The 25,608-nt window shown below is 66.2% G+C and carries 18 protein-coding genes and 1 tRNA gene; 9 read left to right on the forward strand and 10 right to left on the reverse strand.

Annotated features, from left to right (window positions below):
• Positions 1 to 113 precede the first annotated feature (113 nt).
• Complete coding sequence (locus ACV229_RS05855) at positions 114 to 2,279, forward strand: phosphocholine-specific phospholipase C (RefSeq protein WP_448082170.1); 2,166 nt, start codon at positions 114 to 116, stop codon at positions 2,277 to 2,279.
• A 175-nt stretch (positions 2,280 to 2,454) separates the two neighbouring features.
• A complete protein-coding gene (locus ACV229_RS05860; RefSeq protein WP_448082171.1) occupies positions 2,455 to 3,183 on the forward strand; it encodes a phosphonate utilization associated transcriptional regulator in 729 nt (242 codons plus the stop codon).
• A gap of 193 nt (positions 3,184 to 3,376) precedes the next feature.
• Here ACV229_RS05860 and ACV229_RS05865 read toward each other — a convergent pair whose 3' ends face one another.
• The 5 genes from ACV229_RS05865 to ACV229_RS05885 all read right to left on the reverse strand — a co-directional run bounded on the left by ACV229_RS05865 (position 3,377) and on the right by ACV229_RS05885 (position 10,017).
• Positions 3,377 to 4,765, reverse strand: coding sequence for an FAD-dependent oxidoreductase (locus ACV229_RS05865; protein ID WP_448082172.1), 1,389 nt, complete (start codon positions 4,763 to 4,765; stop codon positions 3,377 to 3,379).
• Between the two features lie 97 nt (positions 4,766 to 4,862).
• Entirely contained in the window at positions 4,863 to 5,993 is a 1,131-nt protein-coding gene (locus ACV229_RS05870) for a 2-aminoethylphosphonate--pyruvate transaminase (RefSeq protein ID WP_448082173.1), read from the reverse strand.
• 46 nt (positions 5,994 to 6,039) lie between these two features.
• Positions 6,040 to 7,767 carry a putative 2-aminoethylphosphonate ABC transporter permease subunit gene (locus ACV229_RS05875; protein ID WP_448082174.1) on the reverse strand — a complete coding sequence of 576 codons (1,728 nt, stop codon included), beginning with the start codon at positions 7,765 to 7,767 and terminating at the stop codon, positions 6,040 to 6,042.
• Entirely contained in the window at positions 7,764 to 8,855 is a 1,092-nt protein-coding gene (locus ACV229_RS05880) for a putative 2-aminoethylphosphonate ABC transporter ATP-binding protein (RefSeq protein WP_448082175.1), read from the reverse strand. The genes ACV229_RS05875 and ACV229_RS05880 overlap by 4 nt, the downstream gene beginning before the upstream one ends.
• A 97-nt stretch (positions 8,856 to 8,952) precedes the next feature.
• The gene (locus tag ACV229_RS05885; RefSeq protein ID WP_448082176.1) at positions 8,953 to 10,017 is read right to left on the reverse strand and encodes a putative 2-aminoethylphosphonate ABC transporter substrate-binding protein; all 1,065 of its coding nucleotides are present in this window, start codon (positions 10,015 to 10,017) and stop codon (positions 8,953 to 8,955) included.
• 203 nt (positions 10,018 to 10,220) lie between these two features.
• On the opposite strand from ACV229_RS05885, the gene phnA reads away from it, so the two are divergent.
• Together phnA and phnY are read left to right on the forward strand one after the other, a co-directional pair.
• On the forward strand, positions 10,221 to 11,459 hold the full coding sequence (phnA, locus tag ACV229_RS05890; RefSeq protein ID WP_448082177.1) for a phosphonoacetate hydrolase: 1,239 nt from the start codon (positions 10,221 to 10,223) through the stop codon (positions 11,457 to 11,459).
• A gap of 28 nt (positions 11,460 to 11,487) precedes the next feature.
• Positions 11,488 to 12,942, forward strand: coding sequence for a phosphonoacetaldehyde dehydrogenase (gene phnY / locus ACV229_RS05895; protein WP_448082178.1), 1,455 nt, complete (start codon positions 11,488 to 11,490; stop codon positions 12,940 to 12,942).
• Positions 12,943 to 13,133: 191 nt separating this feature from the next.
• Here phnY and ACV229_RS05900 read toward each other — a convergent pair whose 3' ends face one another.
• A complete protein-coding gene (locus ACV229_RS05900; protein ID WP_448082179.1) occupies positions 13,134 to 13,415 on the reverse strand; it encodes a hypothetical protein in 282 nt (93 codons plus the stop codon).
• Between the two features lie 406 nt (positions 13,416 to 13,821).
• On the opposite strand from ACV229_RS05900, the gene ACV229_RS05905 reads away from it, so the two are divergent.
• Together ACV229_RS05905 and ACV229_RS05910 are read left to right on the forward strand one after the other, a co-directional pair.
• Positions 13,822 to 16,686 carry a bifunctional YncE family protein/alkaline phosphatase family protein gene (locus ACV229_RS05905; RefSeq protein WP_448082180.1) on the forward strand — a complete coding sequence of 955 codons (2,865 nt, stop codon included), beginning with the start codon at positions 13,822 to 13,824 and terminating at the stop codon, positions 16,684 to 16,686.
• Positions 16,687 to 17,108: 422 nt separating this feature from the next.
• Complete coding sequence (locus ACV229_RS05910; RefSeq protein ID WP_448082181.1) at positions 17,109 to 17,231, forward strand: hypothetical protein; 123 nt, start codon at positions 17,109 to 17,111, stop codon at positions 17,229 to 17,231.
• 987 nt (positions 17,232 to 18,218) lie between these two features.
• On the opposite strand, the gene ACV229_RS05915 is transcribed toward ACV229_RS05910, so the two are convergent.
• A tRNA-Lys gene (locus ACV229_RS05915) sits at positions 18,219 to 18,294 on the reverse strand.
• A 192-nt stretch (positions 18,295 to 18,486) separates the two neighbouring features.
• Here ACV229_RS05915 and ACV229_RS05920 point away from each other — a divergent pair.
• Positions 18,487 to 18,891: a PaaI family thioesterase gene (locus ACV229_RS05920; RefSeq protein WP_448082182.1), complete on the forward strand. Its 405-nt coding sequence runs from the start codon at positions 18,487 to 18,489 to the stop codon at positions 18,889 to 18,891.
• Positions 18,892 to 18,899: 8 nt separating this feature from the next.
• Entirely contained in the window at positions 18,900 to 19,766 is an 867-nt protein-coding gene (locus ACV229_RS05925) for a patatin-like phospholipase family protein (RefSeq protein WP_448082183.1), read from the forward strand.
• 40 nt (positions 19,767 to 19,806) lie between these two features.
• Here ACV229_RS05925 and ACV229_RS05930 read toward each other — a convergent pair whose 3' ends face one another.
• Complete coding sequence (locus tag ACV229_RS05930) at positions 19,807 to 20,820, reverse strand: D-2-hydroxyacid dehydrogenase family protein (RefSeq protein WP_448082184.1); 1,014 nt, start codon at positions 20,818 to 20,820, stop codon at positions 19,807 to 19,809.
• Between the two features lie 422 nt (positions 20,821 to 21,242).
• On the opposite strand from ACV229_RS05930, the gene ACV229_RS05935 reads away from it, so the two are divergent.
• Positions 21,243 to 22,292 carry a LysR family transcriptional regulator gene (locus ACV229_RS05935; RefSeq protein WP_448082185.1) on the forward strand — a complete coding sequence of 350 codons (1,050 nt, stop codon included), beginning with the start codon at positions 21,243 to 21,245 and terminating at the stop codon, positions 22,290 to 22,292.
• A gap of 121 nt (positions 22,293 to 22,413) precedes the next feature.
• Here ACV229_RS05935 and ACV229_RS05940 read toward each other — a convergent pair whose 3' ends face one another.
• A complete protein-coding gene (locus ACV229_RS05940) occupies positions 22,414 to 25,011 on the reverse strand; it encodes a DNA topoisomerase III (protein ID WP_448082186.1) in 2,598 nt (865 codons plus the stop codon).
• Between the two features lie 191 nt (positions 25,012 to 25,202).
• The gene (locus tag ACV229_RS05945) at positions 25,203 to 25,583 is read right to left on the reverse strand and encodes a thioredoxin family protein (RefSeq protein WP_448082187.1); all 381 of its coding nucleotides are present in this window, start codon (positions 25,581 to 25,583) and stop codon (positions 25,203 to 25,205) included.
• Positions 25,584 to 25,608: the final 25 nt, after the last annotated feature.

Consider the following 25,608-nt stretch of genomic DNA (forward strand, 5'->3'; position numbering starts at 1 on the left):
ACCGGTCACGTCCGGGACACGCCGGTGCGGACTAATAACGGCAACGCACCGAGCCGCCGGCCCGCTCCGCCGGCTTCCTGTTTCAATACCGACACAACAAGGATCTCCTCCCCATGTCTTCGACCAACAGACGCGATTTCCTGCGCCTCGCCGCCCAGTCGGCGGGCGCGATGGCCGCCTACGCGGGCTTCCCGCCCGCGATCCGCAAGGCGCTGGCGATGCCGGCCGCGTCGCGCACCGGCACGATCCAGGACGTCGAGCACGTCGTGATCTTCATGCAGGAAAACCGCTCGTTCGACCATTACTTCGGCGGGCTGCGCGGCGTGCGCGGCTTCAACGACCCGCGCCCGCACCTGCTGCCGAACGGCGCGCCGGTGTGGCAGCAGCCGCCCGCGTCGGTGTTCACGAAGAACTATCATTCGCGCGGCCTCGACCCGTCCGCGCCGTACGTGCTGCCGTTCTACCTCGACCCGAAGCAGACGACCGAATTCCAGCCGGGCACCAACCACGGCTGGAGCAGCGGCCACCTCGCGTGGAACAACGGCCAGTGGAACCAGTGGGTGAACCAGAAGCAGGACGTGCTGACGATGGGCTACCTGAAGCGCCAGGACCTCACGTATCACTACGCGCTCGCCGACGCGTTCACGATCTGCGACGCGTACTTCTGCTCCGCGCATGCGGACACCGCGCCGAACCGCATCTACCTGTGGACCGGCACGATCGACCCGCGCAACATCTACGGGACGCCGCCGAACGGCCCCGGCATCGGCGAGCGCGACGACGTCAACGGCTACACGTGGACGACCTATGCGGAGCGCCTCGAGAACGCGAACATCAGCTGGAAGGTGTACCAGGGCGGCACGGGCATCCCGGGCGACCCGACCGACAACTACACCGACAACTCGCTGATGTTCTTCAAGCGCTTCCAGGTGAAGGAAGGCGCGAGCGGCCCGCTCGTCGACAAGGGCGCGTCGGACCACACGCTCGCGGAGCTGAAGGCCGACGTGCAGGCGAACCGGCTGCCGCAGGTGTCGTGGGTCGTCGCGCCGTACAAGTACAGCGAGCACCCGCAGGCATCGCCGACCGACGGCGCGTTCTACATCAACATGGTGCTCGAGGCGCTGACGTCGAACCCGGACGTGTGGGCGAAGACCGTGTTCATCCTGAACTACGACGAGAACGACGGGCTGTTCGACCACGTCGTGCCGCCGGTGCCGCCCGTCACGAGCGGCGTGAACGGCCAGGGCGTCGTGTCGTCGAACCTGCTGTCGAATCTCGGCGACGAACTGCTCGACCTGAACAAGTATCCGCACGAGATGAGCCCGCTGGTGCCGCGCGCGGACCCGGGCGGGATCCAGCCGATCGGCCTCGGGCCGCGCGTGCCGCTGATCATCATCTCGCCGTGGACGAAGGGCGGCTGGGTGTGCTCGGAGACGTTCGACCACACGTCGGTGCTGCGCTTCCTCGAAGCGCGCTTCGGCGTGAAGGAGCCGAACATCAGCGCATGGCGCCGCTCGATCTGCGGCGACCTGACGTCCGCGTTCGATTTCTCCGGCAAGCCCGACACGCGCACGGTGAGCTTCACGGTGCCGCAGCACATCACGACGGCCGGGCAGGCGTACCAGGTGCCTGCGCAGCAGGCGATGCCGGCGCAGGAGGCCGGCACGCGGCCGGCGCGCGCGTTGCCGTACGAAGTGTTCGTGCACGGCCGCGTGAACAGCCATGACGGCAACGTGTGGCTCGATTTCGCGAACACGGGCGACGCGGGCGCGGCGTTCTACGTGTACGACCGCCGCAATCCGTCGAGCCAGCCGCGCCGCTATGCGGTGTCCGCCGGCGACAAGATCGCCGACTGCTGGACCACGTCGGTCGCGCAGGGCGACTATCACCTCGCGGTGTACGGCCCGAACGGCTATCTGTGCGAGTTCCAGGGCAACACGACGCTCGCGATGGACGGCCATCACGCGAACCCGGAAGCGAAGGTCGGCTACGACGTGCGCAACCGCCACGTGTACCTGCAGCTGCGCAACAGCGGCAGCGCGGCGTGCCGTGTGGTCGTCGACAATGCGTACAGCCATGCGCACGCGCGGAGCTACACGCTCGCGCCGGGCGAGCGCGTCGAGGATCACTTCGAGCTCAGCTCGAGCCACGGCTGGTACGACCTGACCATCGTCGCGACGACGACGGGCGGCGCGAGCGACAAGGTCGTGCGCCGCTTCGCCGGGCACGTCGAGACGGGCCGGCCGAGCCAGAGCGACCCGGGGCCGTTGAAGGGCTGATAGCCGGACGGGCGGGCACCGCGATGCCGGTGGCAGGATCATGCCGGCATCGCCTCGTTGGATTGGTGTTTGGAAACTGAAAACTGTTGACAATGTGTCGGGCCGAGGGTATACAAGGATCATTCGCCGATATGGCGCCCTCGTTTTCCACCGCAGCCCAGCTGCCTGCCCGACCATGACTGCCCCGAACGCGCTCAACGCCATCGAACTCCTGCAGAGCCAGTCACTTGCGATGATCGTCCAGGACATGCTCGAACGCGCGATCGTGTCCGGCGAATATGCGCCCGGCGAGAAGCTCAACGAAGTCGATATCGCGACGAAGCTGAACGTGTCGCGCGGCCCGGTGCGCGAGGCGTTCCGTGCGCTCGAGCAGGCGGGCCTGTTGCGCAACGAGAAGAACCGCGGCGTGACGGTGCGCGTCGTGCCGCTGCGCGAAGCCGAGGAAATCTACGAAGTGCGCGCGATGCTCGACGAGTCGGTCGCACGCGCGCTCGCGAAGCGCATCTCGCCCGACACGCTGAAGGTGCTGAAGGGCATCATCCAGTCGATGAAGGAAGCTGCGAAGACGCACGATGTCACGCGCTACACCGAGCTCAACGTGCAGTTCCACGACGCGATGGTCGTCGGCGTCGGCAACACGCACCTGACCGATACGTATCGCCGCCTCGTGCGGCAGCTCGGGTTGCTGCGGCAGGCCGCGATCGAGGCCGAGCAGGATGCGCTGTCGGTGTCGGCGTCCGAGCATGAGAAGATCGTTCAGGCGCTCGCGAGCGGCGACGACGAGAAGGCGGTCGCGCTCGTGCGCGAGCACGTCGCGCACGGTCTCGCGCGGATGCGCCGCACGCACGAGCAGGGCTTGCCGGCGGCCGGCAAGGCCGCGAAGCAGAAGGCGGAGCGGGTGTGAATCGCGCGTGAAGGATGCGGTTCTTCCGGCTGCTGCACGCATGCCGGGAACATGAGAAAGGGCGCTGCAAAGCGCCCTTTTTTGCGTTCAGCGCGGTGCGGCAGGGGGCAGGGTGAGTACGCGATCGCCGCACCGGCCCGCTTTCATCGACGCGACCCGGCGCAACGCCGTGTCACATGCGCGGCCCGTGCGCTTACGCCTTGTCCGCTTTCCCTGCCGCGCTCGCGAGCTTCGACAGCCACGTATCGACGATCGACGGCTGCCGGTTCGCGTCCTCCGCGCGCTCCTTGCGGCGGATCGCGTTGCGCACGACATGCGAGCCGACATAACGGAGCGGCTCCGGCGGGAAATGGCCGAGCGGCCCCTGCGTGAGCGGGCTGCGCGTCCACGCGTTGTCGAGATCGAGCACGAGCGACGACAGGATCTGCCCGCCCATGTAGGTCGGTCCTACGCCGTTGCCCGAATAGCCGAATCCGTAGAACACGTTCGGTGCACCGTCGAGGCGGCCGAAGAACGGAAAGCCCGTCACCGAGCGGTCCGACGGGCCGTTCCAGCTTGCGGTGATCGGCACGTCGGCGAGCGACGGGAAGAATTCGCGCAGGCTCTGCGTGAGCTGCGCCTCGTACGGCGAGCGCTGGTCGAACACCGGCGCGATGCGCCCGCGCCACGAGAACGTGTTGCCGCCCTTGCCGAGCATCAGCCGGCCGTCGGGCGTGCTGCGGTAGTAGTACACGAAGATCCGCGAATCGAGCACCGACACGCCGTCGACGAGCCCCGTCTTCGCGAGCAGGTCCGGGCACTTCTCGGTGATGATCATGTCGCTCGACACCACCGCGATCGTGCGCGCGAACTGCGGGAACCGGCTCGCCATCCACGCGTTGATCGCGAACACGAGCTTGCCCGCGGTGACGCTGCCGGCCGGCGTGCGCACGACGACCTGCGGCCCCGGCGTGAAGTCGAGCATCGGCGTGCGTTCGTGGATGCGGATCCCCATCGCGAGCGCGACACGGCGCAGCCCGCGCACGAGCTTGCCCGGATGGACGGTGGCGGCGATCGGCGAATACACGCCATCGAGATTGCGCGCCGACCCCGAGCGGCGCGCGACTTCCGCCGGCGGCAGCGGTTCGTAGCTGTGGATGCCGCACGCGGCGAGCGCGTCGAGCACGGGCGCGAGCGTACCGACCTGCGCGCGCGACGTCGCCGTGTACAGCGTGCCGTCGAGCCGCAGTTCCGCGTCGATGCCGTGTTCGCCGCAGAAGTCGGCGATGTGCTGCACCGCCGCTTCGGACGCCTTGACGAGCCGCACCGCCTCGGCCTCGCCGAACAGGCGCCGCAGCGTCAGGAATTTCGCGGACCACGTGAGCAGGCAGCCGCCGTTGCGGCCGCTCGCGCCTGCGCCGCACAGGTCGCCTTCGAGTATCACGATGTCGAGCGCGGGGTTCTGCTGCTTGGCCTGGATCGCGGTCCAGAGCCCCGTGAAACCGCCGCCGACGATGCAGACGTCGGCTTTCGCCGCGCGTTGCAGCGCGGGGGCGAGATCGCCGTCGTTGAAGAGCGCTTGTTCGATCCAGAAGGGACGCATCACGTGTTTCGCATGAAAGGAAAGGTGGCCGTGTCGCGCACGGCCGAGTCAATCGGGGGCAGGGCCGCGCATCGGTCGTGATGCACGGCCCGGCGGATCACGCCGCGGCTTCGGCGGACACCCGCCGCACGCCCATCGCCCGCAGCGTGTCGGCGATCGCGGCGACGGCGCCCGGAATGCCCGCCTCGCCGAAATGCCCGATGCAGCCGATGCGGAACGTCTCGACCTGCGTCAGCTTGCCCGGATACAGAATGTAGCCGCGCTTTTTGACCTCCTGATAAAACGTCTTGAAGTCGTAGTTCGGATCGTCCGGCGCGTGGAACGTGACGATGATCGGCGCCTGCACCGACGCATCGAGGAACGGGCGGAAGCCGAGCGCCGTCATCCCGTCGATCAGCGCGCGATAGTTGCGCACGTAGCGGCCGCCGCGCGCGGCGAGCCCGCCTTCGTCGAGGTACTGCGTGAGCGCAGCATCGAGCGCCGCGACGACATGCGTCGGCGGCGTGAAGCGCCATTGCGTCGTACGCTGCATGTACGTCCACTGGTCGTACAGGTCCATGCTGAGCGAATGGCTGTTGCCTTCGCAGCGTTCGAGCGTGCTGCGCTTCACGATCACGAAGCCCATTCCCGGCACGCCTTCGAGGCACTTGCCGGACGCGGCGATCACCGCGTCGAACGGCGTCGTGCGCGCGTCGATGTCGATCGCGCCGAACGAGCTCATCGCGTCGACGATCAGGCCTCGCCCATGCTTCGCGACGACCTTCGCGATGTCGTCGAGCGGATTCAGCACGCCGGTGCCCGTCTCGCAATGCACGAGCGCGACATGCGTGATGCCGGGATCGGCGGCCAGCGCGCGGTCGACGTCGGCCGGATCGACGCGCTGCTCCTCCGTGTAGTCGATCGTCGTCAGCTTGCGGCCGAGCACGCGGCAGATCTTCGCGATGCGCTGGCAGTACGCGCCGTTGTTCGGCACGAGCACGTGGCCGTCGCGCCGTACGAGCGTGCCGATCGCCGCTTCGACCGAGAACGTGCCGCTGCCTTGCAGCGGCACGCATTCGTGCGTGCCTTCGCCGTGCACGATCTGCAGGATGCGTTCGCGCAGGCGTGCGGTGATCGCGTTGAAGTCGCTGTCCCACGACCCCCAGTCGCGCAGCATCGCTTCGCGCGTGCGGTCGGAAGTCGTCAACGGGCCGGGGGTGAGCAGGATGGGTTGAGCAGCGAGCGTCATGGTGTCTCCTTGATGAAGTCGGGACGTCACGTGAATTCAGTGGGGATCAGCGGCGATGCGGGTTGCGCCACGCCTGCGTGCGACGCAGCAGGCCGTGCGACACGCACGCGAACAGCAGGCATGCGCACGACGACGTTGCGAGCACGAGCGTCGCCATCGCGGCGGCCGGGCCGATCTGGCCGGCGTCGTCGAGGTTCAGGATCGCGACCGACGCGGGCTGCGTGTCCGGCGAATACAGGAACGCGACCGCCGACACGGTCGTCATCCCGTTCACGAACAGGTAGCGCGCGATCAGCAGGATCGCGGGCAGGCACACGGGCACGGTCACGCGCATGAAGGTCTTGTAGAACGGCACCTTCAGCGATGCCGACACGGCCTCGAACTCGCTGTCGATCTGGCGCAGCGCGGTGACCGCGGTCAGGTGGCTCGACGAGTAGTAGTGGACCACCGTGACGATCGCGAGCAGCGCGAGCGACCCGTACAGCCCGTTCAGCGGATTGCCGGGTGCGTTGAACAGGAAGATGTAGCTGATGCCGAGCACGAGCCCGGGCACGCCCATCGGCAGGATCGCGCACAGGCTGATGAAGCCGCGCAGCCAGCGCGCGCCGCGGGTCTTCTCGATCAGGTAGGCGCCGCCGAACACGACGATCGTGCCGCCGATCGCGACCGTTGCCGCCATCCGCAGGCTGTTCTTGTACGCGTCGAAGATGCCGGCCGCGATCAGCCCCATCTGGTAGTGCTGCAGTCCGAGGCTCATCTGGTACGGCCAGAACTTCACGAACGACGCGAACACCGAGATGCCGACCACCGCGACGAAGAACGCGCAGACGACGGCGCAGTACGCGAGCATCGCGAGATCGAAGCCGCGCGACGGCTTCGGCTGGTACGGCGTCGAGCGCGCGCCGAGCTGCGACTGCTGGCGGCGGCGGATGAAGAAGTCGATGCCGAACGCGATCAGCGCGGGGAACAGCAGCATCAGACTCACGACCGCGCTGCGGTTGAAGTCCTGCAGGCCGATGATCAGCTTGTAGATGTCGGTCGACAGCACGTTGTACGAACCGCCGATCACGACGGGCACGCCGAAGTCGTTGATGCACATCGTGAACGCCACCATCGTCGCGCTGATGAGCCCGTACTTCGCGCCGGGCAGCGTGATCGTGAAGAACTTGCGCGTGCGGCTCGTGCCCATCGCTTCGGCGGCCTCGTAGAGCCGGCCGTCCGCAAGCGACAGCGCGGTGACGAGGATCATCAGCACGTGCGGGAACGATGCGTAGACCATGCTCGCGACGATGCCCGGCAGCCCGTAGATCGAATGGCCGTGCAGCAGCGGCTTCAGCAGCCCCGCGTTGCCGAACCAGTAGATGAACGACACGGCGGACAGCAGCGTCGGCGCGAGCAGCGGCAACAGCGCGATCGTACGCGCCGCGTTCTTCAGCGGCATGCACGAGCGCGTCAGCGCATACGCGAACGTGAACGCCATCGGCACGACGATCGACGTGACGAGCGTGCCGACCGTCAGCGAATGGAGCATCGAGCGCAGCACGCCGCTGTCCTCGAGATACGTGACGAAGTTGTGCAGGCCGACGAAATGCCCGTCCGCGTCGACGAAGCATTTCTGTACGACGAGCGCGAGCGGCAGCAGCAGGAACAGCGACAGCAGCGCGGCCATCGCCAGCAGCGCGAGCTGCGCGACGCGGTCGTGCCAGTGAGTGATCTGCCGCACGTCGGCAGGGGCGGTTGCGCCGCGGCGGCGCTCGGAAAGCACGGCGCTCATTGCAGTCGCTCCTTGGCGGACGAGAACACGCAGACATGCTCGCGGTCGAGCGCGAGATCGAAACGCGCGCCTTCGCACAGGCCGGTACGGTCGACTTCATGGAACGACAGGTCGGCGACCACCTCCTGGCCGTCGAGCCCGTCGATGCGGAAGCTGACGCGGCAGAACGCGCCGAGGAACTCGAGCTTCTCGACGCGGCCACTCAACAGGTTGTCCGGCGCATCGCCCGGCACGCGAATGCGGAGGTCCTCCGGCCGCACGTAGACCGACACCGTCGAACCCTGCGCAGGACGCGCGTTGCCGCGGCGGTAATCGAGCCCGATGCCGCCCGCGCGCAGCGACCCGTCGTGCATCACCTCGGCCGGAATCGTGTTGACCTTGCCGATGAAGTCCGCGACGAACGGCGACGCCGGCTGCCGGTAGATTTCGAGCGGCGTGCCGATCTGCTCGATCACGCCGTGGTTCATCACGACGATGCGGTCGGCCATCGACAGCGCCTCTTCCTGGTCGTGCGTGACCATGATCGTCGTCACGCCGAGCTGCTGCTGCAACGTGCGGATCTCCTGGCGCAGCCGCACGCGCACGCGCGCATCGAGCGCGGACAGCGGCTCGTCGAGCAGCAGCAGGCCCGGCGACGTCGCGAGCGCGCGCGCGAGCGCGATGCGCTGCTGCTGGCCGCCGGACAGCTGGCTCGGATGCTTGCGATGGCTGTCGGGCAACCCGACCAGCGCGAGCAGCGTATGCACGCGCTCGTGGATCGCGTCGCGCTTCATCTTGCGGTTGACGAGACCGTACGCGACGTTGTCGTAGACGGTGAGGTTCGGAAACAGCGCGTACGACTGGAACACGATCCCGTAGTCGCGCAGCTGCGGCGGCAGCCGCGAGATGTCGCGGCCGTCCTGCATGATGTGGCCGGCGCTCTGCGATTCGAGCCCGGCGATGATGCGCAGCAAGGTGGTTTTCCCGCAGCCGGACGGCCCCAGGAAGCAGATCATTTCGCCCTTCATCACGCTCAGGTTGATGTCCCTGAGCACCTGCGTGTCGTTGTACCGCTTCTCGATGCGTTCTACGCTCAGATAAGGTGCCATGCGCGCCTCCACGCTGCGGGCGGCCCGAGGGCCGGATTCGACGGTTGCAAGGTGGCGCGAGGCGGCATCCATGGCCGCCCCGCCGCCGTTCGTGGCCTTACTGCTGCGCCTTCGCCCCGTAGCGCTTCTGCCAGGTATCGAGGATCGACTGCCGGTTTTTCGCGGACCACGTGAAGTCGTTCTTCACGAGCAGGTCCGCGTAGTTGTCCGGAATGCCGGACAGCTTCTTCGCAACACCCGGATACGCGACGATCGCCCACCATTGCGCGGTGATCGCGTTCGCGTCCTTGCTCGCCATGAAGTCGGCGAGCTTCTTCGCGGCGTCGGGCTGCTTCGTCGTCTTCATGATCCCGGTCGCTTCCATGTCCCAACCGAGCCCTTCCTTCGGGAAGATCAGGTCGATCGGCGCGCCCTGCGCCTGCAGCTCGTGGCCGCGGAACTCGAACGAGATGCCGATCGGGAATTCGCCGGTGCCGGCGAGCGTGCACGGCTTCGAGCCCGAGTGCACGTATTGCGCGACGTTCTTGTCGAGCGCGTCCATGAACTTCCAGCCACGGTCGTCGCCGAAGGTCTGCAGCCACGCGGTCACGTCGAGGTAGCCGGTGCCGGACGACACGGGGCTCGGCATTACGATCGCACCCTTGTAGATCGGCTTCGTCAGGTCCTCCCACGACGTCGGCTTCGGAATGTTCTTCGCCTGCGCGGCGACGCGGTTGTAGCAGATCGTCGCGCCCCACACGTCCATGCCGACCCAGTGCGGCGGCGTGTTCGCGTCGCTGTACTTGCGCGTGAGCTGGTCGAAGCCCTTCGGCTGATACGGCATCAGCATCCCCTGCAGGTCGAGCAGCGTGAGGCTCGACGCGGCGAGGCCGAGCACGACGTCCGCGCGCGGGTTGTTCTTCTCGGCGATCAGCTTCGCGGTGACCGAGCCGGTCGAGTCGCGCACCCAGCGGATCTCGATGTCGGGGTTCGCCTTCTCGAAGGCGTCCTTGTAGGGCTTCATCGCCTCGTCTTCGAGCGCGGTGTAGACGAGCAGCGACGTCTTCGCGTGCGCCGCGGGGGCGACACCCAGCGCGACCGACGCAGCCGACATGACGACCGCACAACGGGCCGCGCCCGCCGCCCACGCCTTGAAACGCTTGCTTACCGGCACTTCGTTCATCTTCAGACCCCTTGACTGTGGCGCCGCGGCACGCGGCGGATGAGTGGTGACCAGCCCTCTCTCTGCTACGACACTTTGCTTTCTGTTCTCTGCATGTTGTTGACAATCTACAAATCATCAATTTTAATGTCAAGCATGGAAATCACCATGGCGGCGCGCCGCGGGCGCCGACGGCTCAACCCCTCAGAACTGAAAGGACTGTCATGACCGAAACGCCTGTTTCCGTAGAAGTGAACGGCCGCCGCTACAACTGGATGAGCAGGCCAGTAGTGGTCGTGTGCGTCGATGGCTGCGCATACGAATACCTGGAGCTGGCCGCCGAGGCCGGCGTCGCACCGTTCCTGCGCACGCTGCTGAAGCCCGGCACCGCGCTGAAGGGCGAGTGCGTGGTGCCGAGTTTCACGAACCCGAACAACCTGTCGATCGTGACGGGCGTGCCGCCTTCGGTACACGGTATCAGCGGCAATTATTTTTACGATCGCGAAAGCGGCGCCGAAGTGCTGATGAACGACCCGAAGTACCTCGTCGCGCCGACCGTGCTCGCGACGTTTGCCGACCAGGGCGCGCGCGTCGCGGTGGTGACCGCGAAGGACAAGCTGCGCCGCCTGCTCGGCAAGGGGCTGAAGGGCATCTGCTTCTCGTCGGAGAAGGCCGACGAGGCGACCGTCGACGAGAACGGCATCGACAACGTGCTCGAGCTGGTCGGCAAGCCGGTGCCGAGCGTGTACAGCGCGGAGCTGTCGGAGTTCGTGTTCGCCGCGGGCGTGCGTCTGCTGGAGACGCGCCCGATCGACCTGATGTACCTGTCGACCACCGACTACGTGCAGCACAAGTGCGCACCGGGCACGCCCGGCGCGAACGCGTTCTACCAGATGATGGACAAGTACCTGAAGCGGCTCGACGAGCTCGGCGCGATCGTCGCGATCACGGCCGACCACGGGATGAACGCGAAGCATGACGACACGACCGGCGAGCCGAACGTGATCTACCTGCAGGAGCTGTTCGACGACTGGCTCGGCCACGACGCCGCGCGCGTGATCCTGCCGATCACCGATCCGTACGTCGTGCACCACGGCGCGCTCGGTTCGTTCGCGACCGTCTACGTGCCGGATTCGGCCGATCTTGACGCGCTGCGCGCGCGGCTCGCCGCCGTCGACGGCATCGAGGTCGTGCTGACGGGCGCCGAAGGCTGCGCACGTTTCGAGCTGCCGCCGGCGCGGATGGGCGACCTGATCGTGATCTCGAAGCAGCACGTGGTGCTCGGCACGCGGCGCATCAAGCACGACCTGTCGGGGCTCGACGTGCCCCTGCGCTCGCACGGGGGGATTTCCGAGCAGATCGTGCCGCTGATCTTCAGCAAGCCGGTCGCCGCCGACGTGACCGGCCGCACGCGGCTGCGCAACTTCGACATCATCGATATCGCGCTCAATCATCTTCAGTGATCCGAACGAATCCGTAAGGGGCTCATTCATGAATGCCATTGCAGCATCGACGGCCGTCAACGAGATCCGCCACGAGGCGTTGCGGATCGACGGCGAACAGATCCGCCGCGATCGAGTGATCGAGGTGCGCAATCCGTACGACGGCTCGCTCGTCGGCACCGTGCCGAAGGCGACGCTCGACGACGTGCGGCGCGCCTTCGCGGTTGCGCGCGCCTACCGGCCGACGCTGACGCGGCACGACCGCGCGGCGATCCTGCGCCGCGCAGCCGACATCGTGCGGGCGCGCACCGCCGAGATCGCGCGGCTGATCACCGCCGAGGCCGGGCTGTGCATCAAGGACTCGACGTACGAGGCCGGCCGCGTCGCCGACGTGCTGACGTTCGGCGCGGGCGAAGTGCTGAAGGACGACGGTCAGATCTTTTCGTGCGATCTGACGCCGCACGGCAAGAAGCGCCGCGTGTACACGCAGCGCGAGCCGCTGCTCGGCGTGATCTCGGCGATCACGCCGTTCAACCATCCGATGAACCAGGTCGCGCACAAGGTCGTGCCGTCGGTCGCGACCAACAACCGGCTCGTCGTGAAGCCGTCGGAGAAGGTGCCGCTGTCGTGCTACCTGTTCGCGGACATCCTGTATGAAGCGGGGTTGCCGCCGAAGATGCTGCAGGTGATCACCGGCGACCCGAAGGAGATCGCCGACGAGCTGATCACGAACCCCGCGATCGACCTGATCACGTTCACGGGCGGTGTGTCGATCGGCAAGTCGATTGCTGCGCGCATGGGCTACCGGCGCGCGGTGCTCGAGCTCGGCGGCAACGATCCGATCATCGTGATGGAGGACGCGGACCTCGACGAGGCGAGCACGCTCGCGGTGTCGGGTTCGTACAAGAATTCGGGGCAGCGCTGCACGGCGATCAAGCGGATGCTCGTGCACGAAGCGGTGGCCGACCGCTTCACCGAGCTGGTGGTCGAGAAAACGCGCGCATGGTCATACGGCAATCCGGCTGATCCGTCGGTCGACATGGGCACGGTAATCGACGAAGCGGCCGCGCGGTTCTGCGAGCAGCAGGTGAACGATGCGATCGCGCGCGGTGCGCGGCTGCTGGTCGGCAACGTGCGCGACGGTGCGCTGTATTCGCCGACGGTCGTCGATCGTGTGACGCCCGACATGCCGCTCGTGAAGTACGAGACGTTCGGGCCCGTGTCGCCGATCATGCGCTTCAAGGACATCGACGAGGCAATCCGGATGTCGAACAGCACCGACTATGCGCTGTCGTCGTCGATCTGCACGAACCGCTTCGACTCCATTACGCGCTTCATCACCGAGCTGGAGGTGGGCAGCGTGAACGTGCGCGAAGTGCCGGGGTACCGGCTCGAACTGACGCCGTTCGGCGGCGTGAAGGATTCGGGGCTCGGCTACAAGGAAGGCGTGCAGGAAGCGATGAAGAGCTTCACGAATACGAAGACGTATTCGCTGCCGTGGTAAGCGGGAGGTGATGCGAACGCGCCGGCTGTCAGGCCGGCGCGGTTCGTTGATGGGCGGGGGGCATGCGGTTGGGGGCTGCTCATACGCCAGTGCGGCAAGCGCATGCGTTGCGCTGCCGGATACCGCGTCGCCGTTGCGCGCGGATGGATGTCCCCCGGCGATAGGCGGCCGCAATGGCCGCCTGCGCAAAATCAATCGTCGTCGTCGTCGTGATGATGATGGTGCCAGCCGCGATGCCAGCCGTTGTCATGCCATTCGCGGCGGTAGCGGTATCCGCCGTAGTACGGGCCGTAATAGACCGGCGCCGGTTCATACACGACAGGCGGCGGCGGTGCATAGACCACCGGCGGCGGCGCCTCGATCACGGGTCCCGGCACGCCGAGGAACACGCCGATGTCGGCATGCGCGAACGCACTGGCCGACAGGCAGGCGGCGGCCACGCCGACGGCACCGGATAACAGGATTCGTTTCATTTACTTTCACTCCGTTCGCTGCCTTCCAGGCACGCGAGCAACCAGTTCATCCTGACTGAATGGTACGTAGCGCAGGCCGGGCGGGTGATACCGCGTTGTCGCTTGTGTAACAGTCGGTAACGGCGCGGCCGCCGATCGACCCGCGCGCATGCGGCAGTGCCTGCCGATCCGCAAACCGGGCGCCGCGATCGGCGCAATCGCCGACCCCACGTGACCTGCGGCGCGGGCTGCTGGCGGGCGGCCGCGGCGTCCGCCCGTATCCGACCCACGCGCACGCGCTGTCATCGCCGCTTCATTCGCGGCCATTAGTCTGCCGACCATTACGAATTATTACCTCGACGTTGCCATTTCCACCACAATGCCGCCTTTGCGCGGAAACGTTTTCATCCAGCTAACAGGGGTGCCCGTGTACAAGACTCTCCTCCTTTCTGCTGCGGTTGCCGCGACGTTCACCGCGTGCAACAGCGATTCCGTCGATCCCGCCGCGAGGCTTGGCGACACGACGTCGACGTTGCTGTCGACCGGGCAGCGCATCACACCGGCAGCTGCACCCGGCACGACGCCGGTCGTACTGAACCCGGGGCTGACGGACCTGCCGGACTTCGTCGCAGGCCAGCCCGTGTCGGAGGCGCTCAGCCCCGACCGCAAGACGCTGCTCGTGCTGACGAGCGGCTACAACAATGTGGTGGACGCGAGCGGCAAGCTGATCAACGCCGATTCGAACCAGTACGTGTTCGTGTTCGACGTGTCGGGCGGCGCGCCGGTGAAGAAACAGGTGCTGCCGGTGCCGGACACCTATGTCGGCATCGCATTCGCGTCGGATGGCCAGCACTTCTACGTGACGGGCGGCGGCGACGACAACCTGCACGTATTCGCGTTTTCGCAGGGCGCGTGGGGCGAAGCGGGTGCGCCGATCGCGCTGAATCACAAGGGTGGCAACGGTCTGGGCAGCTCGCCGCTCGCGACCGGCGTCGACGTGACAGCGGACGGCAAGCGCGCGGTCGTCGCGAACCGCTATCACGACTCCGTCACGCTGGTCGATCTCGCGGCCGGCGCGGTGCTCGGCGAACGCGACCTGCGGCCGGGCAAGAGCGGCGGCGCGTCCGGTGCGGCGGGCGGCGAATATCCGAACGCGGTTCGCATCGTCGGCAACAAGACTGCTTACGTGTCGAGCGAGCGCGACCGCGAGGTCGTCGTGGTCGACATCTCGACCAATGCGCCGCAGGTCGTCGCGCGCATCCCGGTCAGCGGCAATCCGAACAAGATGGTGCTGAACCGCGCGCAGACGCGCCTCTTCGTCGCGTCCGACAACGCGGACGTCGTGTCGGTGATCGACACGACGGCGAACAAGGTGGTGTCGAGCGTGTCGACCGTCGCGCCGGCCGGGCTCGTCACCGAGATGCAGTATCGCGGTGCGTCGCCGAACGGGCTCGCGCTGTCGCCGGACGAAACCACGCTGTACGTGAGCAACCGCGGCACCAACGACGTCGCGGTCGTGTCGCTGTCCGGCGACACGCCGAAGGTGACCGGGCTGATTCCGACCGGCTGGTACCCGTCCGATGTCGCGGTCGGCGCGAACAACGGGCTCTACGTCGTCTACACGAAGAACATGCCGGGCCCGAATCGCGGCAACTGCCTCGGTTACGGCACGTCGCCGTGCCCCGTGAAGAACTCGCCGGTCGCGCAGGTGCAGAATCAGTACATCGAGCAGCTGAGCAAGGGCGGCTTCATGTGGATGCCCGCGCCGGATGGCACGACGCTCGATCTGCTGACGAAGCAGGTCGCGGACAACAACAGCTTCAACGCGGCGCTGTCCGCGGCCGACGTCGCGACGATGACCGCGCTGCGGCAGAAGATCAAGCACGTGATCTATATCGTCAAGGAGAACCGCACCTACGACCAGATTCTCGGCGATCTGGGCACGGGCAACGGTGATCCTTCGCTCGCCGAATTCCCGAACGCGACGACGCCGAACATGCACGCGCTCGCGAAGACGTTCGTCACGCTCGACAACTTCCATGATTCCGGCGACGTGAGCGGCAACGGCTGGCCGTGGACGACCGGCGCGCGCGAATCCGACGCCGGCGCGAAGATGCTGCCCGTCAATTACTCGAGCAGCCCGCTGCCCAACGGCTCGCGCGGCGGCTCGTACGACTGGGAAGGCGCGAACCGCAACGTCAACGTCGGCCTGGCCGGCGCGCAGCGGCTCGCGGAGAATCCCGCGCTGCCGGCCGACCCGGACCTGCTGCCCGGCAACGCGGACGTGTCCGCGCCGGACGGCCCGTCCGACGCGATCCAGCAGGGCTACATCTGGAACGCCGCGCTGCGCGCGGGCCTCACGGTGCGCAATTACGGCTTCTTCATCGATCTCGCGCGCTACAGCGGCGCCAACGCGATTCCCCGCGACCGCGCGCCGTTCGTCGACAACACGCTGCAGGCCTATGCGACGAGCCCTGCGCTGGTCGATCGCACCGATCAGTTCTTCCGCGGCTACGACAATGCGTACCCCGATCTTTACCGCGAGCTGGAATGGGAGCGCGAGTTCAACGGCTTCGTCACGAATGGCCAGTTGCCGTCGCTGACGCTGCTGCGCCTGCCGCACGACCACACCGGCGCGTACAAGGCGGCGATCGACGGCGTCAACACGCCGGAGCTGCAGCTCGCCGACAACGACTATGCGGTCGGCCGCGTCGCTCAGGCGGTCTCGAACAGCCCGTATGCATCGAACACGCTGATCTTCGTCGTCGAGGACGACGCGCAGGACGGGCCCGACCACGTCGATGCGCACCGCAGCACCGCGTTCGTGATCGGGCCGTACGTGAAGCAGAACGCCGTCGTCAGCACGCACTACACGACGGTCAACATGATCCGCACGATCACCGAGGTGCTGGGCCTCGATCACCTCGGCCTGTTCGATGCGACGCAAGGGCCGATGACCGACGTGTTCGACCTGGGTCAGCCGAAGTGGACGTACAAGGCGGTCGCGTCGGGGTTGCTCGCGAACACGCAGCTGCCGATTCCGGCGGGCGACATCAAGACCGCCGCGCTGAAGCCGACGCACGGGGTGAGTTACTGGGCGGCGGTGACGCGCGGGATGGATTTCTCGGTCGAGGACCGGGTCGATGCGGTCGCGTACAACAAGGTGCTGTGGAAGGGGTTGATGGGAGGGAAGGCGTATCCGGTGCGGGTGGGGGATGCGTCGCCGGCGCGGCGGCATGAACGTGACGACGACGATGCGCCGGCGGCAGGCAAGCGCGTAACGAAGGGCTGAAGCGGGTGCGGCCTGCCGGCACCGATCGCCGCGGTGGGGGCGCGGTGTCGCGCGTCGGTCAGGATGACAGCTACAGAAATGAAAAAGGCCGGTCAGCTTTTGCTGGACCGGCCATTTTTTTCTGGTGGGGCGTGACTGACTCGGCTATGCCGGTTATCCGAAGGATCAATGGGAGGAAATCGCTCGTCGCACTGAGATTCCGCCGGCGCCGGTTGCGGCCTAGCGCATCAAGTGATCTACACACGTGCGTGGGCATCGGTACCGGGCGGCAGGCCGGCCATATGCTTACCAGAATTTTGGGGACTGGGGCGGCCCGCCAATTGCTCCCACTCTATACGCCGAAGAACTTGAGGATGCCGACGAGGAGCGTGTAGGCCCCGATGCATCCGCCTAATGTGAAGGCGCCGCGTTCGAAATTGGTCATGGGTATCTCCGCGCAAGGTGTGGAGATGCCATTTAACCTTGTCAAAAATAAAAACGAAAGAAATATGAAAGCTATTTGTTTGGTGGTGCTCGGCGAGGGCGACATTTTGGCCTGCAACTGAACCGCCGCGCCGATGCAGTGAAGGCATGGGGGCGGCGGCTCGGTACGCCTGAACTGCCGGTGCGCCAGGCGACCATGCCGCACGCGCTCGGGCCACCGGCAAGATGCGACAGAACCCGCGCAAGAACCTAAACTGCTCATAGAAGCCGGTTCTGACTCGGACACCGTCCGAATCCGTCGCCGATCGAGGTGACACCATGAGCACGCGCAGGATTTGCGAGCTGATACTGATGTTGGCGGCCTTGGGCGCCAGCGGTACGGCCATTGCCCACGGAGGCGGAGGGGGCTGGGGGGGCGGCGGTTACTACCACGGCGGAGGCGGCTACCACGGTGGCGGTTACTACCATGGTGGCGGTTACTACCACGGTGGCTACTACCGCGGGTATTACCATGGCCGCGGTTGCTGCGGCTGGTCCGTCGGGTTCGCCTGGGGCCCCGGCTGGGGATACGGTTATCCCTATCCGTATTACGGCTACCCTTATCCCTATTACCCCTACTGGCCGGCTGCATCAGTTCCATATGCCCCGTATGCCCCGTATGCCGAGCCGACCCAATACACTGAATCAGGGCCGGGCGAGCAGCCCGGCGCGGGCACGGCGCCGCCTGCGGACTATTGGTACTACTGCGCGCAGTCTGCCCGCTACTACCCCTATGTCAGAACTTGCCCGGGCGGCTGGCAAAAAGTGCCGCCCCGGCCGCCTGGCAACTGAGCGTGCCGGGCCTTCTCCGCGCAGTTCGCAATCGTCATTCGCGTTGCATCGGCGGATGCGCGCAATTTCGATGGGACATTGACCCGTACTTGTTTGTTGTGCGGTCTGGCGGCGCTTGCGGCAAGCGCGTGCGAGTGCGAAGCAACATTGCTCTTTGGCAGAGCATCGCCTACATGCAGGCTTGGGTCATTGGGGAATCAACGCAGCAGCGTTGACGATCGGTTGGCAGGCGGAAAAGAAAAAAGGGCTTAGCATCGCTGCTAAGCCCTTGAATTCTTTGGTGGGGCGTGAGTGACTCGAACACTCGACCTACGGATTAAGAGTCCGCTGCTCTACCAACTGAGCTAACGCCCCCAACAGAAGTGAAATTATGCACGGCTTTTTCGGGGCGCGCAAGCCCTTTCTGCGAATTTCTCAAAAATATTTCGTCATCGCCGTGCAACGAAGCCGGCGAGTCCGCGAGCGATCGCAGTCGCCGCGCTCCCGGTATGATGACGACCACACCTGTTGCGCGGCGGTCGCGCAACATTTCCTGGACATTCGAAGATGGACGAAAACGCAGTCCGCGAATTGCTGGACCGGTTGCTGGCCCCGTGGGTCCGCTCGCTCGGTCTGGTCCCCGTTTCGATCGCCGACGACAGCGTCACGCTGCGCTTGCCTTTTTCCGGTGAATTCCGCCACTCCGGCGGCGGCATCTGCGGCCAGGTGTTCACGGCCGCCGCCGATACCGCGATGGTCGTGGCGATCTCGGTCGCGCTCGGCGAATTCCGCCCGATGACGACCGTGTCGCTGAACACGAACTTCATGCGCCCGGTGCGCAAGGGCGACGTGCTCGTCACCGCGCGCGTGCTGCGGATGGGCCGCAACCTGGTGTTCGGTGAGGTCGAGCTGTACGACGAGGAGGGCAACATGGCCGTCCACGCGACGTCGACCTACGCGCTCGTCGGCTGAGCGGCGCGATGTTCGACCAGATCGTGTTCGCGGGCGGCGGCAACCGCTGCTGGTGGCAGGCGGGCTTCTGGGACGTCGTGCAGCCCGCGCTCGCGCTGCGGCCGCGCGTGATCGCCGGCATTTCGGCCGGCGCCGCGACGGCCTGCATGCTGTATACGCGCGACGCGGCGTGGGTGATGCGCTATTACGAAGCGGCGCTGCGCCACAACCGGAAGAACGCGTACTGGGGCAACCTGTTCGGCCGCGAGCCGGTGTTTCCGCACTACCGGATCTACCGGCAGGCGCTGCTCGACATCTACGGCGAGCCGTTCGCGAAACTCGCCGACGCGCCCGAGATCCGCATCGGCGTGTCGCACGTGCCGCGCTGGCTCGGCGCGCGCAGCGCGGTCGCGGCGGGCCTCGTCGCGTACAACATCGAGAAGTACGTGCGCAAGACGCTGCATCCGACGCTCGGGCGCAAGCTCGGCTTCCGGCCGGAATTCATGCGCGCGCAGGCGTGCACGCGGGTCGAGGAGCTGGCCGACCTGATCCTGCAGTCGTCGTGCACGCCGCCGTTCACGCCGGTCCTGCGCCGCAACGGGCGGCCGGTGCTCGACGGCGGGATGGTCGACAACGTGCCGGTCGATGCGCTCGACGCGTCGCCGGGGCAGGTGCTGGTGCTCGTCACCCGGCTGTACCCGCGGCCGCAGATGTTTACGGTCGCGCATGGCGACCAGCAGCGCCTGTATGTGCAGCCGTCGAGCAAGGTGCCGATCTCGAGCTGGGACTACACGAGCCCGTTGCAGATGCGGCACGCGTACGACCTCGGCCGGCGCGACGGCGAGCATTTCCTCACCCGCGTTGCGGCAATGACGGGCGGCCGGGTGGTCGCCTGACGGCAACGGACGGCCGCGGCAAGCGCGGCCGGGCTGACGGTCAGCGCTTGCGGATCGGTGTCAGCGCTTCCGGGTTGACGACGTTCGACGTGTCGCCCTGGTCGAACGCGAGGATATTCCTGAACGCCGCGCTGAAGTACAGCTCGTAGCTTTCGCGCTCGACATAGCCGATGTGCGGCGTGCAGATCACGTTCTCCATCCGCAGCAGGCCGTAGCCCTGCAGGATCGGCTCGCTCTCGAACACGTCGATCGCGACCATCCCCGGCCGATTGTGCGACAGCGCGTTGACGAGCGCGTTCTCCTCGAACAGTTCGGCGCGGCTCGTGTTGACGAGCAGCGACGTCGGCTTCATGCGCATCAGGTCGTCCTGCTTGACGATCCCGCGGGTGTCGTCGTGCAGGCGCAGGTGCAGCGACAGCACGTCGCTCTGCTCGAACAGCGCCTCGCGGCTGTCGGCCGCGGTGTAGCCGTCCGCGCGCGCCGCCTCGAGCGAGTGCTCGCGGCCCCAGACCAGCACGTTCATCCCGAATGCCTTGCCGTAGCCGGCGACGAGCCGGCCGATCTTCCCGTACCCCCAGATGCCGAGGGTCTGGCCGCGCAGCACCTGGCCGAGGCCGAAGTTCGGCGGCATCGCGGACGTCTTCAGGCCCGACTGCTGCCAGGCGCCCTGCTTCAGGTTCGCGACGTACTGCGGAATCCGGCGCTGGGCGGCCATGATCAGCGCCCAGGTCAGTTCAGCGGGCGCGATCGGCGAGCCCGAGCCTTCGAGCACGGAGATGCCGCGTTCGGTACAGGCGTCGAGATCGATGTGGGTCCCGATGCGGCCGGTCTGGCTGATCATGCGCAGGTGCGGCAACTTGGAGAGCAGTTGCGACGAGATCGGGGTGCGTTCGCGAATCAGCACGAGCGCTTCGACTTCCGCCAGGCGGCTCGCGAGCTGTCCCAGGCCGCGTACCGTGTTGTTGAAGACCTTCACGTCGTGGTCGGCGAGCATCTGGAAGCAGTTCAGCTTGCGGACGGCGTCCTGGTAGTCGTCGAGGATGGCAATTTTCATGGTGAGCGGGAGTCGCGCGTTGAATCAGGGGCAGTGACGGCGCGTTGCGCACCGCCCCCGCCCGGCCGGGGCCGACATGATGCTATGCAGAACGGCCGCGTGGTGTCTTTTTAACAGGTTGTTACGCCCTGCCGCAATTGGCGCCAAGCCTGCCCCTGCGCCGGTTTCGAGGTCAGGCCCCATGCGATGCTGTGTCGCATCAAACACGTCCTTGCTGAATCCGCCGCTTCGCAGACGAGGTTCACCCAATTGTTGCTCCAATCAGAATAATCAGATCATCCGTCCGCGTAACCCGAGGAAGTTTGACTATTTTTATCGGAGTTTGGGGGCTTGGTGAGCAACTCTGCATCGATTCCGCTGTCGTAGGAGAATTACGCATTTGCTTCATCTTTTTGTAGCGGTAACAGCGGCAGGAGTCGTTTATGGATCATTTGCAGTCGATGCGAGTGTTCGTCAAGGTTGCGGATCTCGGCAGTTTCGCGCGGGCCGCGAGTGCAATGGATATCTCCAACGCGGTTGCGACACGTCACGTCGCCGATCTGGAAGGCCGTCTCGGCACGCGGTTGCTCAATCGCACCACGCGCAGCCTCTCGCTGACGGAGTCCGGCCAGGTCTATCTGGAGCGCGCGCGCCAGATCCTCGATGAGCTCGAGGATGTCGAGCAGATGGTCGTCGCGCGCAATCACGAGCCGGTCGGCACGCTGCGCATCGTTGCGCCGGTCGTGTTCGGCCTGCACAACCTCGCGCCCGTCCTGCAGTCCTACACCGAGCAGTTCCCGAAAGTCGTGCCGGATCTGACGCTGGTCGACCGGCAGGTCGATCTCGTCGAGGAAGGCTTCGACGTCGGCATCGTGGTCACGCGCCAGATGCGCAGCGCGAGCATCGTCACGCGGCGCCTCACGACCGGCTGCATGACCGTCTGCGCGACGCCGAGCTATCTGGAGAAGCACGGCGTGCCGACCCATCCGGAACAGCTCGCGGAACACCCGAGCCTGAGCCTGCCGACCGAATACTGGGGCGACGAGCGCGTGTTTACGGGCCCGGACGGGGAAGTGCGGGTGCGGCCGACCAACGTGATCGTCGCGAACAACACCGCGATGCTGCGTCAGTTCGCGCTGCTCGGCATGGGCGTTGCGATCCTGCCGAGCTACCTGATCGGCAACGATATCGCGCGCGGCGCGCTCGTGCGGCTGCTGCCCGATTTCCGGCTGCCGCAGGTCGAGATCAACATCGCGTACCCGAGCCGGCGCCATCTGCCGGCCAAGGTGCGGACCTTCATCGACCACCTCGTCGAGCATTTCAGCCATTCGACCGATGCGATGATGGGCGAGCAATGGGCGGCGCAGGGCGTCGCGGCCGCACCGATCGGCGTCGAGGCGCGCACCGAGCGGCCGGAAGCGGCTGACCCGAAGCTGTCGCCGCGCCTGCCGCGTTCGCCGCGCACGCGCGTCGCGGTGCCGTCGCCGCTGTAACGCGGCGCAGGGCGGGGCGGTCCGGAACCGCCCGCGCAATAAAAAACGCGGATCGAGCAATCGATCCGCGTTTTTTTTGTGGACGGCCCGGCGCTGCGCGCCGGGCTGGCGCTCGAAGGCGTTACGAGCCGGTCTTGCGCGTCGTCGTCTTGCGTGCGGCGGTCTTGCGAGCCGGCGCCGGTTTCTCTTCTGCGCCTTCCGTCACCGTTTCCGCTTCCTTCGTCGCCGATTTTGCCGTCTTCTTCGCGGCGGCCGCCTTCGGCTCCTTCTTCTCGAACTCGAAGCCGATCTTGCCGTCCGGCTGCTTCACGAGATACGCCTTGAAATTGCGGCCGGTGCGCGACGACTTGAAGTTCGGCAGCAGGTCCGTGCGGCCGTCGGCAAGCAGCTTGCCCATCTGCTCGCGGGTGATTTCCTGCTGCAGAATCACCTTGCCGGAGCGGAAATCGCAGGTCTTCGGGTTCGCGACCGAGTGCTCGCACACGTAGCTCATCCCGTGCTCGAACACGCGGCCCTTGCACTTCGGACACGCGCCGACCGGCTCCTGCGCGGAGAAGTCCGGCGCTTCGCCTTCCTCGCCGCCCTGATCCTGGCCGAAATCGAACTCGAGCTTGTAGTTCTTCGTCTCGTCGTCGAACGACAGCTTCAGGATCGCCGAGAACGGCCGACCCATCTTGCTGCGGAAACCGGACAGCGGGCCGATTTCCTTCTTCTGCAGCAGCTCCTCGACTTCTGCGATTTCGAACTGCCGGCTGCCCGGGATCTTCGAGATCGAGAACTCGCACTTCGTGCACGCGAAGCGGCGGTAGTTTTCCTTCACCTGGCCGCCGCAGTTCGGGCACGGCGTCTCGAGCGTCGCGTAATCGCCGGGGATCGTATCGGAATCGTATTCCTTCGCGCGCTTGACGATCTGCTGCGTCATGCGGGCGATTTCCTGCATGAACGTGTCGCGCGCGAGGTTGCCGCGTTCCATCTGCGACAGCTTGTATTCCCATTCGCCGGTGAGCTCCGGCGCGGTCAGTTCCTTCACGCCGAGCCCGCGCAGCAGCGTCATCAGCTGGAATGCCTTCGCGGTCGGGATCAGCTCGCGGCCTTCGCGCACGAGATATTTCTCGCCGAGCAGCCCTTCGATGATCGCCGCGCGCGTGGCCGGCGTGCCGAGCCCCTTCGCGGCCATCGCCTCGCGCAGCTCGTCGTCCTCGACCAGCTTGCCCGCGCCTTCCATCGCCGACAGCAGCGTCGCTTCCGAATAGCGCGCGGGCGGCTTGGTCACGAGTGCCTGTGCGGCGATCTCGTCGGTCTTGACCTTCTCGTTCTTCTGCACCGGCACGAGGTTCGCATCGGCGCCTTCGGCGTCGCGGCCGTACACCTGCAGCCAGCCCGGCTCGACGAGCACCTTGCCCTCGGTCTTGAAGGAATGGCCGACGACTTCGGTGATCCGCGTCGTGACCTTGTATTCCGCAGCCGGGAAGAACACCGCGAGGAAGCGCTTCACGACCATGTCGTAGAGCTTCTGCTCGGGCTCGGACAGCGATTTCGGCGCCTGCAGCGTCGGGATGATCGCGAAGTGGTCGCTGATCTTCGAGTTGTCGAAGATGCGCTTGTTCGGCTTCACCCAGCCCTTGTCGAGCACCTGCTTCGCGTGCGGCAGGTAGTTGTGGCTCTCCTTGAGCATCTCGAGCGTCGACTTGACGGTCGCGATGTAGTCTTCCGGCAGCGCGCGCGCGTCGGTACGCGGGTAGGTCAGCACCTTGTGCTTTTCATACAGCGCCTGCGCGAGGCCGAGCGTGTTCTTCGCGGAGAAGCCGAAGCGGCTGTTCGCTTCGCGCTGCAGGCTCGTCAGGTCGAACAGCAGCGGCGACAGCTGCGTCGACGGCTTCGATTCCTCGGTGACCGTGCCGATCTGGTCGCGGCAGGCCGCGACGATCGTTTCCGCGGCGGGCAGGCTCCAGAGCCGCGAGTCGCGCTTTTCCGGATCGAACTCGTCGCGCTTGAATTTCGGGTCGAACCACTTGCCTTCGTAGAAGCCGCCTGCGCACGCGAACTGCGCCTTGACTTCCCAGTAGTCGCGCGGAACGAATCGGCGGATTTTCTCTTCACGTTCGACGACGATGGACAGCGTTGGCGTCTGTACGCGGCCGACCGTCGTCAGGAAGAAGCCGCCGCCCTTGCTGTTGAACGCCGTCATCGCGCGGGTGCCGTTGATCCCGACGAGCCAGTCCGCTTCCGAGCGGCAGCGGGCGGCATCCGCGAGCGGCTGCATGTCCGAATCGCTGCGCAGGTGCGCGAAGCCGTCGCGAATCGCCTGCGGGGTCATCGATTGCAGCCACAGGCGCTGGACAGGCTGCTTTGCCTTCGCGTGCTGGACGATCAGGCGGAAGATCAGCTCACCCTCGCGTCCTGCGTCGCATGCGTTGATCAGGTGATCGACGTCCTTGCGCTTCATCAGCTTGGTCAGCACCTTGAGGCGCGACTCGCTCTTCGCAATCGGATTCAGGTCGAAATGCGGCGGAATGACGGGCAGATGCGCGAAGCTCCACTTGCCGCGCTTGACCTCGTATTCCTCCGGGGCAGCGATTTCCAGCAGGTGGCCGACAGCGGACGACAGGACGTACTCGTCGCTCTCGTAGTATTCGTCATGCTTGGTAAAGCCACCCAAAGCGCGCGCGATGTCGTTCGCGACAGAAGGCTTTTCCGCAATGATCAGAGCTTTGGACATGACTGGTGTATGTTGGTAGACCGGTTTGCCGGTTGTGGGTCCCTTTTACGACCGCTTTATAGCACACGGCGCCGTGACGGCGGCTCGGCATGCAAAAAGCGGCTCATCATAGAGGGGGGCCGTGACGGCGGCAAGCGCCCGGCGCGGCCGGCCGCGCTTTTGCACGAAAAACCGCGGCGCCGGCATGCGGCTCACGCCTCGACGTTCAGGATGTTGCGCAATTTTGGTGCATGCGGCACGCCCGGCAGCGCGGTCAGGTCGGACAGCATCCGGTCGACGATGGCCGCGTGCGGCAGCACCGTGCCGAAGAAGCGTGCGGCGTGGGCATCCTCGATCAGGATCGTGGGGAAATTCTCGACATCGAGGTCGTCGAGCTGGTCGGCGTGCGTTTCGATGTCGATCCACGCGAAGCACATGTCGGGGTGCGCGTCGGCGAGCTGGTCGAAGGCCGTACGGTAGTCGCGGCACGTGCCGCACCACTCGGCGCACAGGCAGGCGACGAGCAGCGTGTCGGGATGGCGGAGCCGCTCGGCGATCCGATCCGCATCGGTGTCGAGATTCAGCACAGGCATGGGTTTCCTTGCAGGTCGGCGGGCG

This window comes from Burkholderia sp. MR1-5-21, assembly GCF_053427715.1.